Consider the following 12,612-nt stretch of genomic DNA (forward strand, 5'->3'; position numbering starts at 1 on the left):
TGATCGCCGTTGGTACGTCGCTGCAGGAGTCGAAGTTGGAGAACCTGGGTGACCTGGGTGCCAACAACGACCATGACTCGCTGGGTCTGTTCCAGCAGCGTCCGTCGTCGGGTTGGGGTAGCCCGGATCAGATCATGGATCGGGAGCATGCCACGACCGCGTTCCTGGACGGGCTGAAGCAGGTTGACGGTTGGCATGATCTGCCGCTGACCGTGGCCGCGCAGAAGGTGCAGGTGTCGGCGTACCCGGACGCGTACGCGAAGTGGGAGAACCAGGCCGCTGACCTGGTCGCCAACGCCTGGAACAACAGCTGACCCACCCACACGAACGATCCGCTGGCCGGGTCCCCACCACGGGGACCCGGCCAGCGGCGTATCCGGCTGTGGTAGCCGGCCAACGACGTGCCGGCTCGGTCGGCAGGCGACGTCAGCGTTCGAGGACCACGGCCAGGCCCTGGCCTACGCCGATGCAGATGGCCGCGACGCCGACGCCGCCCCCGCGTCGGGCCAGCTCGTGCGCGACGTGTCCGACGATCCGACCGCCGGACGCACCCAACGGGTGGCCGATCGCGATCGCCCCGCCATGGATGTTGACCTTCGCGGGGTCGAGGTCGGGCCAGAGCCCGAGGCAGGCGAGACTCTGTGCGGCGAAGGCCTCGTTGAGTTCAACAACATCCACGTCGTCCCAGCTCCGGCCGGCCCGGGCGAGGGCCCGGTCGGCCGCCTCGACCGGAGCGATCCCGAAGATGTCGGGATCGGTCGCCGCCACGCCCCGCGCGACGATCCGGGCCAGTGGTTCGGCGGAGAACGGCACGTGTTCCGCCCCCACCAGGATGGCGCTCGCGCCGTCGTTCAGCGGTGACGAGTTGCCGGCGGTCACGGTGCCGTTCGGTCGGAACGCCGGAGACAGCGCGGCGAGGGCCTCGAGGGAGGTGTTCCGCCGTACGCCCTCGTCCCGGGCCAGGTCGACGCCGGGTACCGCGACGACCTCGCGGTCGAAGACGCCGGCGTCCCAGGCCGCGGCGGCGTTGCGGTGGCTGGCGAGCGCGAACTCGTCCTGGCGTTCCCGGGAGATGCCGTACCGGTCGGCGAGGATCTCCGCGGTCTCGCCGAGCGACACGGTCCACCGCTCCGGCATCCGGGGATTGACCATGCGCCAGCCCAGTGTGGTCGAGTGCAGTGTCGCGTGCGTGCTCGGGAAGGCGCGGTCGGGTTTCGGCAGCACCCACGGCGCCCGGCTCATCGACTCGACCCCGCCCGCCAGGACGAGGTCGGCGTCGCCGGTCTCGACCGCTCGGCTCGCCTGGATGACCGACTCGACTCCCGAACCGCAGAGCCGGTTGAGGGTCGCCCCGGGGACCGAGGTGGGCAGTCCCGCCAGCAGGGCAGCCATCCGGGCCACGTTGCGGTTGTCCTCGCCCGCCGCGTTGGCGTCGCCGAGCAACACGTCGTCGATCGCGGCCGGGTCGAGGTCGGAGTGCCGGGCGAGCAGGGCCTCGATCACGTGGGCGGCCAGGTCGTCCGGGCGTACGTCGGCGAGGGCCTTGCCGTAGCGTCCGAAGGGTGTGCGGACGGCGTCGTAGATGAAGCTCGCGGGCATGAGCTGCCTTCCCCGGGATGGTGGGTGGTGGTCATCCTGACAGGCGACGCGGGTACGAGGCCGCTGGGGTGGCCCCGTACCCGCGCCGGGCTTTCCGGCTCCCGCCGGTTCCCTACCTCGGCATCCGCCGAGAGCGCCGCTCACTTGGCTTCGGCGGCGGCCTTCTGGATCGCGGCGGCGTCGAAGTTGTTGTAGTCCGGGACGTCGGCGTTGGTGTAGACGTCCGAGGTCTTCAGCGACGACTTGGTGATGCCGTTCTGGTGGGCGAAGTCGAGCCAGTGCTGTACGGCCGACTCGTCGTACTGGCCCCAGATCTTCTTCGCCGTCACGTCGTCGACGTTCACCGCGCTGTCCATCCGGGCCTTGAAGATGGCGAGCGCGTTCTGCATGGCCTTGTCACCGTCGCCGGTCTTGCTGGCGGGGTAGAGCTTCCACATGATCCGGATGGCCGCCTCGGGGTTGGCGAGCGCCCACACCGACGCCTTGCTCCAGGCCCGGCCGAACCCCTTGACCGCCGCGCTGTTGCTGGTCAGGAAGGCCGAACTCGAGACGAACGTGGTGGCGAAGAGGTCCTCGACGCCCTCCGGGCTGATCAGCCGGAGCTTGGCACCGGCGCTGATCTGCGCCGACGACTGCGCGTCGTACTGCACGACCGTGTCGACGCGGCCGCGTTGCAGGGCGTCGAGCGCCGGGGCGCCGAGCCCGACCTCGACGAACTTGACCCGGTTGACGTCGACGCCCGCCTGGGTGAGTGAGGCCTTCGCCAGGGTCGTCGTACCGGCGGAGATCGACTGGACGCCGATCGTCCTGCCGGCGAGGTCCCGGACCGTGGTGATCGGGCTGGTGTCGAGCACGGAGAACGCGGCCACCGGGCGACGGGCCCAGTTGTAGATCAGCTTGACGTCCTGTCCCTGGTCCATCGCGGCGAAGGCCACGTCCGGGGTCGGCGTTCCGATGTCCACCTTCCCGCCGGCCATCGCCTGGAGCACGGTGCCGCTGTCCTTGAGGAAGACGTCGTCGACCTTGAGTCCCTCGTCGGCGAAGAAACCCTCCTCCTTGCCGACCGCCAGGGCCACGAAGTTCGCGGTCATGGTGGGGGTGGAGATGCCGAACGTGATCGTTCCGCCCTTGCCGTCCGCCCCGGCCGGGCCGCCGTCCGGACCGCATCCGGTCGCCGTGACGGCGAGGAGGCCGGCGAGCGCGACGGTCGTGACGGCGGTGAACCGTCGACGTGGCCGCTGCGGCGTGACTGTGTCGCTCATAGTTCGGCTCCTTCGGAGGTGCTCCACGAGAGGGCTGTGCGTCGTACCAGACGGATCGCGAGGTTCATGAGCAGCCCGATGACGGACAGGATGATGAGGACGGCGAAGACGCCGGCGGTGTCGTACGTGTTCTGTTGCTGCTGCAGGACGACGCCGAGGCCCTCGCGTGCCGAGACGAACTCGCCGACGATCGCGCCGAGCAGCGCGAGTACCGCCGCGACCTCGAGCCCGGCGAAGATTCCGGGCAGGCTCCACGGGAAGAGCAGGTGGCGCCACATCTGCCAGCGGCTGGCGACGTTGGAGCGGAAGAGGTCGACCTTGTCCTGGTCGATGCTCATCACCCCGCTCATCGTGTTGACCAGGACCGGGAAGAACGCGAGCAGGACGACGACCAGCACCTTCGGCGTCAGGTCGAAGCCGAACCAGACGACGAACAGCGGTGCGACGGCGACCTTGGGCAGCGCCTGCAGTGCGACGAGGAACGGGTAGACCGCGCGTCGTGCCGCGGGGAAGGTGCCGAGCAGGAATCCGGTCAGCACGCCGAGAACGAGGCCGATCCCGAGCCCGATGAGCGCCTCGTACGTGGTCACCCAGGCGTTGCTGAAATAGAGCTGGAGCGTTTCGGGGGTGGTGAGCCGGTCGAGTACCGCCGACAGGGGCGGGAAGATGAACTCCTCGGTCTTGGTCAGGCCGGGGACGAACTGCCACGCGACGAGGATCAGGGCGAGCAGCACGAGGCTGGGGATCCAGCGTCGGACCGCCCGCGCCCAGGACCGGCGCGGCTTGCTGGTGGGGAGTTCGCCCGACCGGGGCAGCCCGGTCGAGCCTGCGGTGGGGGCGGAAGTCGTCATGCTCAGTGCCTCGCGAAGTGGGAGCGGATCCGAGCGGCCGTCTCGGCGAACTGGGGGGAGTCGATGAGCTCACCGTGACGTTCGGCGGGCAGCGGTACGTCGACGATGTCGACGATCCGGCCGGGGCGGGGCGACATCACGACCACCCGCTGCGACAGCATGACCGCCTCGGAGATGCTGTGCGTGATCAGTACGGTGGTGAGCGACGTGGAGGCCCAGAGCCGGTGCAGGTCGAGGTTCATCTGGTCGCGGGTCATCGCGTCCAGCGCGCCGAACGGCTCGTCGAGCAGCAGCACGGTCGGGGCGGCGATGAGCGCCCGGCAGAGCGCGACCCGCTGCTGCATGCCGCCGGAGAGTTCGCGCGGTAGCCGGTCACCGAAGTCGGCGAGACCGACCTGGTCGAGCAGTTGACCGGCCCGCTCGCGCTCGTGGGCGCCGATCCGGCCGCGCAGTTTCAGCGGGAGCAGGATGTTGTCGACGACCCGCAGCCAGGGCAGCAGGGTCGGCGACTGGAACATCAGGGACACCGAGCGGTCCGGCGCGGCCACCACCCGGTCGCCGATCCGGACCTCGCCACCCGACGGTGCGGTCAGGCCGGCGAGCACTCTCAGCAGGGTGGTCTTGCCGCAGCCGCTGGCGCCGACGATGGAGACGAACTCGCCCGCGCCGACGGTGAGGTCCACGCTCTCCAGCGCGGTCGTCTCGGGTCGTCCGGCTGTGCTGAACGTCTTGCGTACGCCCTGGATGGCGATGGGAACAGCCGCCGTCATGGCGTCATCTCTCCTCTCGACGAGGTGGGAACACGCCGGAACGCGGAAGGGTCTGGAAGTCCGCCGTCTCGGCTGCCGCCTACCATCAGCCTGTTACCGCCCTATAAACTGGACTTATGATCTTTGCGGCAAGTTACCGGAGGTCACCAGTGCTGTCAACGGGTTCGCGTACCGGAGAACCGGCCCGCTCGCCGGGCCCGGGGGCGCACCCGGTGCCGGCGGGTCCGGCCGGCGCGCGGCGGGTACGTCCCGGCGCGGTCATCGAACACGGCAACTACGGAGAGGGCTTGGTATCGTGCAGCTTGCCCGGCGGCGCCCGGACGCGGGTAGTCGGGAAATCGGCCGTTACCGTAGCCGGGCGAGGAGCACGATCATGGGGCGCACGATCAAGGAATCCCGGGTTGATTTCAGCCGCAGCGCCGTCGCGCGGTACATCCAGCTGAGCACCCTGTTCCGTCGGCGCATCGACTCCGGCGAGTGGGCGGTCGGCGCGCAGATCCCCACCGTCGACCAGCTCGCGACCGAGTTCTCGGTCGCCCGGGCGACCGTGCGGCAGGCGCTCGACGTCCTCGAGGCCGACGGTGTCATCGAACGCTTCCGGGCGAAGGGCACCTTCGTCACCGGGCGGAGTCGACAGACGCTCTGGCACGAGATCCCGACCGACTGGTCCGGTCTGCTGCTGTCCCCGGAGGGGGTCAGCATCGAGATCCTCGGGGTCAGTCACGGGACGCTGCCGCCGCTGGTGCCGCACGAGATCGGGAATCTGGCACCCAGCTACCGCCGGATCAGCCGCCGGCACTCCCGGAACCGGCAGGTCTACTACAAGGGCGACGCGTACGTCGACGAGCGCCTCGCGGAACGCTTCTCGGACGAGGCGCTCGCGACCAAGACGACGTTGCGGATGCTCAAGGACCTCGAGGGGCTGACCATCGCCGAGGTCCACCAGACCCTCACCGTGGGCATGGCCGACGTGCTGCTCGCGGAGACGTTCGACATCCCGCTGAACGCGCCGGTCGTACACATCGGACGGACCGCGGTCGACGACTCGGGCACGGTCATCTTCGTCGGCGACGGCGTCTACCGCGGGGACGTCATCCGCCTCGACGTGAAGGTCACCTGAGTCCGAGTTAATCCGTCGGTCCGCCACCACCGGCCCGTCCGTCCCGCACCGCCGCTCCCCGTCGTGTCGGTGGGAGCGCGTTCGTACGGGTCGTCACACCTCGCTTGACCGGTCTCCGAGGCCGCTGCTAGCGTAAGGTCATAAAGCTGGTTCTATGACCCTTTGGGTCGGGGACTCTCCGGCCGGAACCGGGCTGACAGACCAAGACAGTGAGGTGCGCGGTCCATGCATACCGAGCTCGCTGGAGAAACGCGATGAGCGCCCCGCTCGAGGGGGTGCGCGTCCTCGACCTCAGCCGGATCATGGCCGGCCCGTGGGCCGGGCAGTTGCTCGCCGATCTCGGAGCCGACGTCATCAAGATCGAACGCCCGGTGGTGGGCGACGACACCCGGAGCTGGGGACCGCCGTACCTGGCGGACCGGGCGGGGCAGCCGACCACGGAATCCGCCTACTACCTCTCGGTCAACCGGGGCAAGCGGTCGGTCGCGGTCGATCTCGCCTCCCCGGAGGGGCGTCGGGTCGTCCGCGCCCTCGCCGGTCGCTCCGACATCGTGCTGGAGAACTTCAAGGTCGGCACCCTGGCCCGGTACGGCCTCGACTACGACGCCCTCGCCAAGGTCAACCCCGCGCTCGTCTACTGCTCGATCACCGGCTTCGGTCAGACCGGGCCACGGCGTGACCAGGCCGCGTACGACTTCATGGTCCAGGCGATGGGTGGCCTGATGAGCGTCACCGGCGCGCCCGACGAGATACCCGGCGGCGGTCCCCAGAAGGTCGGGGTGCCGATCGTCGACCTGATGACCGGCATGTACGCCGCGGTCGCCGTACTGGCGGCGCTCGAACGACGGCACCGGACCGGCCAGGGCGAGTACATCGACCTCGCGATGCTCGACGTGCAGCACTCCTTCCTGGCCAACCAGGCGATGAACTACCTCGTCACCGGGCGGGAACCGGTCCGGCGCGGCAACCGGCACCCCAACATCCAGCCCCAGAACGTCTACCGGTGCGCCGACGGACACCTCGCCGTGGCGGTCGGCAACGACGGCCAGTTCGCCAGGTTCGCGGCGGTACTCGGCCGGCCCGACTGGGCCACCGACGAACGCTTCCGCAGCAACGCGGACCGGGTCGGCCACATCGACGAACTGGAGGCGCTGATCGCCGAGATCCTGTCGACCCGTCCGGTCCACGAGTGGGCCACGGCGCTCGACCGGGCCGGGGTGCCGTGCGGTCCGATCAACTCGGTCGGCGCGGCGCTCGCCGACCCGCACGCCCGGGAACGCGGAACGGTCGTCGAGGTGCCGCACCCGCTCGCCGGGACGGTGCCGCAGGTACGCAGTCCGTACGTGTTCCGAAACGCCGAGCTGCGGACGGACCGCCACCCGCCACTGCTCGGCGAGCACACCGCCGAGGTGCTGGCCGAACTCGGCATCGAGGAGCACTGACACACGATGCGGATCCCACTGTTTCCCACCGACACGATGACCCCCGCCCAGCAACAGGTGTACGACAAGATCGTGCACGGCCCGCGTGGGCGGCTCGTCGGCCCGCTGCGCGTCTCGTTGCACCGGCCGGACCTCGCCGACGCCTGGCAGCACTTCGGGCAGCTGCTCCGGTTCGACACGAGCCTGCCCCGGCACCTCAACGAACTCGCGATCATCGTCACCGCGCGCCGTTGGAACGCACAGGTCGAATGGCACGTGCACGCGCCGGCGGCGGTCGCCGCCGGCATCGAGCCGGCCGCCGTGGAGGCGATCCGGACCGGCCGGCGCCCCGAGTTCACCGACCCGGACTGCGCCGACGTGTACGAGTTCGCCCGCCTGCTGCAACAGCGCGGCGACGTGCCGGACGACCTGTACGACACCCTCGTGCGACGCTGGGGACCGGTCGGCATGGTCGACCTGTCGAGCGTCATCGGCTACTACACCCTGGTCTCGATGACACTCAACGTGCACGAGGTCCCGGTTCCGGACGGCGCCCCGGCACCGCTGCCGCCGCTCGGCCCGGCCGGTGACGGGCTGCCCGTACTGCCACCGTGCCACCGTACCGGCGCGGCCGTGACCACGAACGCGAGCGAACCGGGGGAGCCGTGCTGACCGACGCCGCACCCCGGCCGCTGCCCGGGGCACCCCGGGTCGCACCGCCGCCCGGGGCCACCGACAGCCACGCACACGCCTTCGGCCCGTTCGCCACGTACCCGCCCGGACCGTCGAGCTACCCGGTGCCGGAGACCCCCGCCGACCGTTACCTCGCGATGCTCGACGCGGTCGGGCTCAGTCGCGGTGTCCTCGTCCAACCCGGTCCGTACGCCCAGGACCACACCGTGCTGGTCGAAGGGCTGCGTGCGGCGGGTGGCCGACTCGCCGGAATCGGTGTCGCCCGGCCCGACGTCTCCGACGGAACCCTCTACCGGCTCGCCGAGGCGGGGGTCCGTGGCCTCCGTTTCATCGAGCCGCGCTCCCCGTCGGCGTCCGCGCCGCCCGGCAGCGTCGGCGCGGCCGCGCTCGAGGCGTTCGCGCCACGCCTCGCCGACCTCGGCTGGCACGCCCAGTTGTGGGCCGGTGCGGCGGACTGCGCACGGTGGGGCACCATGCTCGCCGAGCGCGGGGTGCCGGTCGTCTTCGACCACCTGGCCCAACCGGACGTCGGAGCGGGCGTCGACGCACCCGCGTTCCGTGAGGTACGCGCCCTGGTGGAGGCGGGCGTCGCCTGGGTGAAGATCCCGGTCTGCCGGGTCGGTACGGCGGCGAACGGCTTCGCCGAGGCCCGACCGTTCCACGACGCGCTCCTCGAGGCGAACCCGGACCGGCTGCTCTGGGCCTCCGACTGGCCGTTCGTCCGGCTGGACGACCGGGTGCCGGACGTCGGCGAGCTGCTTGATCTCTTCCGAAGTTGGACGCCCGGGCCCGAGTGGGAGCGCATCCTGGTGCGCAACCCGGCCCGGCTGTACGGATTTCCCGAGCTGGGGGCGGCATGAACACCATCGGCACCGACCACGTACGGGTCGAGCGGGACGGCGCGATCGCCCGGGTGGTGATCGACCGTCCGCCGGTCAACGCGATCACCCTCGACGACTACCGTGCGATCACCGACGTCTTCACCCAGATCTCCGGGGCGCACGACGTGCACTGCGTGGTGCTCACCGCGGCCGGTCAGCGTGCCTTCTGCGCCGGTCTCGACCTGCGGGAGTTCCTGGCCAGCACCCCCGAGCAGGATCCCGCTCGGGCGGTTGTCGTCCGGGCCACCTTCGAGAGCGTACGGACCTGCGCGGTGCCGGTCATCGCGGCGGTCAACGGCCCCGCGCTCGGTGCCGGTGCCGTGCTCGCCTCGGTCTGCGACATCCGGATCGCGGCGAGAACCGCGACGATCGGCCTACCCGAGATCAACGTGGGACGCTGCGGCGGTGGAGCCTACCTCGGCCGGCTCGTCCCGCAGGGGGCCCTGCGCCGGATGTTCTTCACCGGTGACCCGGTCGACGCGACGGAGGCGTACCGGATCGGCCTGTTCGACGAGGTTGTCGAGGCCGATGAGCTGTCCGCCGCCGCCGACCGGCTGGCGAGAAGGATCGCCGGCAAGAGCCCGATCGGGCTGCGCTACGGCAAGACGGCACTCAACGAGATCGAGGGCCTGCCGGTCGAACGCGGCTATCCGATCGAACAGGGCTACAGCACCCGGCTGATGATGACCGAGGACGCGCGGGAGGCCGCCCAGGCGGTGCTGGAGAAGCGCACCCCGGTCTGGCGCGGGCGATGAACCCGGTGCCCGAGCCGGTCCGGGTCGACGACCACGGGCCGATACGCGTCATCCGGGTCGACCGACCGGACCGGCGCAACGCCCTCGACCTCGCCACGAAGTCCGCCCTCGTCTCGGCACTGCGCGCCGCCGAAGCCGACGAGCGGGTCGGCGCGGTGGTGCTCGCCGGTGCGGACCGCTACTTCGTCGCCGGCACCGACATCGAGGAACTCGCCCGGCTCAGCGTCGCCGACCATCTGCGGCTGCGTACCGGCGAGGTCTTCGACGTCGTCGAGCGGCTCGAGAAGCCGACGATCGCCGCCGTCGAGGGTTTCGCGCTCGGCGGCGGATGCGAACTCGCGATCGCCTGCGACCTGGTGGTCGCCGGTGAGTCGGCGCGTTTCGGGCAGCCCGAGATCCGGGTTGGACTCGTACCGGGCGCGGGCGGGCTCAGCCGCCTGGTCCGCGCCGCCGGGCGACACCGGGCACTGCGGTTCGTGCTCACCGGCGACCAGGTCGGGGCGGCCGAGGCGTACGGGCTCGGGATCGTCAGCGAGGTCGTCCCGGACGGTCAGGCGCTCAGCCACGCCGTCACGCTCGCGGAACGCATTTTTGCCTTCTCGCCACTGTCGGTGACCCTGATCCGTCAGGCGGCACGCGCGGCCGAGAACGAGCCGCTCACCGGCGCGATCGAGACCGAGCGGCGGTCGTTCCAGGCGATGTTCGGCACCCGTGACCACCACGAGGGACTCCGGGCGTTCCTCGACCGCCGCGAGCCGCGGTTCACCGGAGAGTGACAGCATGACCGACCGGGGAGGAACCCGATGACCGAGAGCAGACCGCCGGTACGGGTCCGGGTCGTCGGCGCCGGCGCGATGGGTACGGGTATCGCCCAGTTGCTCGCGACGAGCGGGATGGAGGTGCGGTTGGCCGACGCCGATCCGACCGCGCTCGACCGCGGCCTCGACCGGATCGGCGCCCAGCTGGCGCGGGAGGTGGCCGGTGGGCGACTCGATCCCGCCACGGCCGCCGAGGTCTCGGCCCGGGTCACCCGGTTGGGGAGCCCGACAGCTCCGGAACCGTGCGATGTGGTGATCGAGGCGGTCGTCGAGGACCTTGAGGTCAAGCGGAGCCTGTTCCGCGAACTCGAGTCGGTCCTCGCGCCGAACACGGTGCTCGCGACGAACACGAGTTCCCTCTCGGTCACCGCGATCGCCGCCGTACTCGACCGGCCGGAACGGGCCCTCGGTCTGCACTTCTTCAACCCGGTGCCCCGGATGCGTCTTGTCGAGATCATCCCCGGGGTCCGTACCGCGACGTCCGTCGTCGACTTCGCGACCGCACTCGTCGCCCGTACCGGGCACGTCGCGGTCCGGGCCACCGACACACCCGGCTTCCTGGTCAACCACGCGGGCCGGGGGTACGTCACCGAGGCGCTCCAACTGCTCGAGGAGGGGATCGCCGGGCCGGCCGAGATCGACGCCATCGCCCGGGACGTACTGCGGATGCGGATGGGGCCCTTCGAGCTGCTCGACCTCACCGGACTCGACGTCTCGGTGCCGGTCCTCGAGTCGATCTGGACGGGCTTCTACGCCGAACCACGGTTGCGGCCGTCGACGTTGCTGCGGGGCCGGTTGCACGGCGGACTGCTGGGACGCAAGACCGGGGAGGGCTTCTACCGCTACCGGGACGGGGCCAAGCTGCCTCCCGAGCCGGTGCCGGTGGCCACGGTGCCGGTCGACCGGCCGTTCTGGACCGACGATCCGTCGCTCGCCGCCCTGCTGGACGGGGCGGGGACGCGTGTCGAGCGGACCGGGCAACCAGGTGAGCGGGCGGTGGTCCTGATCGCGCCGGAGGGCGTGAGCGTCGTCGCGGAGGCGCGGCGCCGAGGACTGCCGGTCCGACGTACCTGCGGCGTCGAGTCGATCGGCGACAGCACCACTCGGCTTGTCCTGGCGATCCACCCGGGACTCGACCCGGAGGTCGGCCGCGTCGCGCGGTCCGCGTTGGCCGGCACGGGTCGGGAGGTCTCCGTCGTCCGCGACGGGCCGGCCGGCGTCGCCCAGCGCCTGCTCGCGTCGATCGTCAACACCGCCGCCGGGATCGCGCAGGCCCGGCTCGCCACACCGGACGACATCAACACTGCCGTACGCCTCGCCCTTGGTTATCCGACGGGACCACTGGCCTGGGGTGACCGGGTGGGAGCGGACCGTATCCTGACGGTGCTCGACGGCCTGTTCACGCAGACGGGTGATCCGCGGTACCGGCCGAGCAGGTGGATCGTCGAACGCGTCGCGCTCGGCCTCGCCCTGGCCGACCCCGGCACGGCACCGGAGGACATCGTCGCGGCGGGCGGGGAGTAGACGTGGAGATCGAGTGCGCACGCCTCGACGCGGGGGAGCGGTACCGGCTGCTGACCGGGATCGTCGTGCCCCGCCCGATCGCCTGGGTCACGTCGCGCTCGCCGGAGGGTGTGCTGAACCTGGCCCCGTTCAGTCAGTTCACCATCGTCTCCTACACCCCGCTCATGATCGGCATCTCGATCGGATCCCGGGCGGGGGTCCCGAAGGACACCCGCCGCAACATCGAGCGGACCGGGCAGTTCGTGGTCAACGTGCCGACCTTCGCCATGCTGGATCTCGTACACCGGTCGTCCGCCGACTACGGGCCCGAGCAGAGCGAGGCGGATCTGCTGGGAGTGGGGTTGGTGTCGTCGGTCGCGATCGAGGTGCCCGGTGTCGCCGGGGTGCCGGTCCGGATGGAGTGTCGCTGGTCTTCCACGACGCCGTTCGGCACGGGGGGATCAGCGTTTGTCGTCGGCGAGATCGTCCATGTACATGTCGACGACGATGCCCTCGACGGGCTCAAGGTTGACACCCGGGTGATTGATCCGTTGATGCGACTCGGCGGTCCGAGTTATGCCCGGATCACGGATGTCACGACTCTGCCGCCGGTCGGCCCACCACCACGGTGACCCGGGCCGAGTTCCGCGGGCGATGTCTCCGGTGTCCGGTTCGGGTTCATGATCAACGGGCTGTGGTGGAATGTTGGCGGGGCTGGGGTCGTTACATTACGCGTACGGCTGAGTAGCACGGCTTGTGAGCTGGGCTGATGGGTTCGGGTCTGGGAATGATCCGGGGCCTGCGGTCGTTACATCTCGTGTTCGCTTGAGCACCGACCCCCTGCGGTGCCGGCGGGTTTCTGGTCCCCGGAAGAGTCTCCTTCTTCTGGTGTGGGCCGTTGTTCTTCTCTCTGACACCTCGCGCACGTGTCCCCTCGCG

General features: G+C 70.6%; 12 protein-coding genes and 1 pseudogene. 9 read left to right on the forward strand and 4 right to left on the reverse strand.

Annotated elements, in window-relative coordinates; all coding sequences use genetic code 11:
- A pseudogene (locus tag V1633_RS36725) lies at positions 1-314 on the forward strand (hypothetical protein); the annotation flags it as partial.
- A gap of 112 nt (positions 315-426) precedes the next feature.
- On the opposite strand, the gene V1633_RS36730 reads toward V1633_RS36725, so the two are convergent.
- From V1633_RS36730 to V1633_RS36745, 4 genes are all read right to left on the reverse strand, one after another.
- Complete coding sequence (locus V1633_RS36730; RefSeq protein WP_331218800.1) at positions 427-1,599, reverse strand: thiolase family protein; 1,173 nt, start codon at positions 1,597-1,599, stop codon at positions 427-429.
- A 140-nt stretch (positions 1,600-1,739) separates the two neighbouring features.
- Positions 1,740-2,861: an ABC transporter substrate-binding protein gene (locus V1633_RS36735; protein WP_331218801.1), complete on the reverse strand. Its 1,122-nt coding sequence runs from the start codon at positions 2,859-2,861 to the stop codon at positions 1,740-1,742.
- Positions 2,858-3,712 carry an ABC transporter permease gene (locus tag V1633_RS36740; RefSeq protein ID WP_331218802.1) on the reverse strand — a complete coding sequence of 285 codons (855 nt, stop codon included), beginning with the start codon at positions 3,710-3,712 and terminating at the stop codon, positions 2,858-2,860. Before V1633_RS36740 ends, V1633_RS36735 begins: the two co-directional genes overlap by 4 nt.
- Positions 3,713-3,714: 2 nt before the next feature.
- Positions 3,715-4,482, reverse strand: a complete 768-nt coding sequence (locus tag V1633_RS36745) for an ABC transporter ATP-binding protein (RefSeq protein WP_331218803.1) — start codon at positions 4,480-4,482, stop codon at positions 3,715-3,717.
- Positions 4,483-4,855: 373 nt separating this feature from the next.
- On the opposite strand from V1633_RS36745, the gene V1633_RS36750 reads away from it, so the two are divergent.
- The 8 genes from V1633_RS36750 (at position 4,856) to V1633_RS36785 (ending at position 12,305) form a co-directional block, all read left to right on the forward strand.
- Positions 4,856-5,602 carry a GntR family transcriptional regulator gene (locus V1633_RS36750; protein WP_331218804.1) on the forward strand — a complete coding sequence of 249 codons (747 nt, stop codon included), beginning with the start codon at positions 4,856-4,858 and terminating at the stop codon, positions 5,600-5,602.
- A gap of 254 nt (positions 5,603-5,856) precedes the next feature.
- A complete protein-coding gene (locus V1633_RS36755; protein WP_331218805.1) occupies positions 5,857-7,044 on the forward strand; it encodes a CaiB/BaiF CoA transferase family protein in 1,188 nt (395 codons plus the stop codon).
- Between the two features lie 6 nt (positions 7,045-7,050).
- A complete protein-coding gene (locus V1633_RS36760) occupies positions 7,051-7,695 on the forward strand; it encodes a carboxymuconolactone decarboxylase family protein (protein WP_331218806.1) in 645 nt (214 codons plus the stop codon).
- The gene (locus tag V1633_RS36765) at positions 7,689-8,576 is read left to right on the forward strand and encodes an amidohydrolase family protein (RefSeq protein WP_331218807.1); all 888 of its coding nucleotides are present in this window, start codon (positions 7,689-7,691) and stop codon (positions 8,574-8,576) included. Before V1633_RS36760 ends, V1633_RS36765 begins: the two co-directional genes overlap by 7 nt.
- Positions 8,573-9,352, forward strand: coding sequence for an enoyl-CoA hydratase-related protein (locus tag V1633_RS36770; protein WP_331218808.1), 780 nt, complete (start codon positions 8,573-8,575; stop codon positions 9,350-9,352). The genes V1633_RS36765 and V1633_RS36770 overlap by 4 nt, the downstream gene beginning before the upstream one ends.
- Complete coding sequence (locus tag V1633_RS36775) at positions 9,349-10,128, forward strand: enoyl-CoA hydratase-related protein (RefSeq protein ID WP_331218809.1); 780 nt, start codon at positions 9,349-9,351, stop codon at positions 10,126-10,128. Before V1633_RS36770 ends, V1633_RS36775 begins: the two co-directional genes overlap by 4 nt.
- 27 nt (positions 10,129-10,155) lie before the next feature.
- The gene (locus V1633_RS36780) at positions 10,156-11,694 is read left to right on the forward strand and encodes a 3-hydroxyacyl-CoA dehydrogenase (RefSeq protein WP_331218810.1); all 1,539 of its coding nucleotides are present in this window, start codon (positions 10,156-10,158) and stop codon (positions 11,692-11,694) included.
- Positions 11,695-11,696: 2 nt separating this feature from the next.
- Positions 11,697-12,305, forward strand: a complete 609-nt coding sequence (locus V1633_RS36785; protein ID WP_331218811.1) for a flavin reductase family protein — start codon at positions 11,697-11,699, stop codon at positions 12,303-12,305.
- Positions 12,306-12,612: the final 307 nt, after the last annotated feature.

The sequence above is a fragment of the Plantactinospora sonchi genome (assembly GCF_036422035.1).
GTDB classification, from domain to species: domain Bacteria; phylum Actinomycetota; class Actinomycetes; order Mycobacteriales; family Micromonosporaceae; genus Plantactinospora; species Plantactinospora sonchi.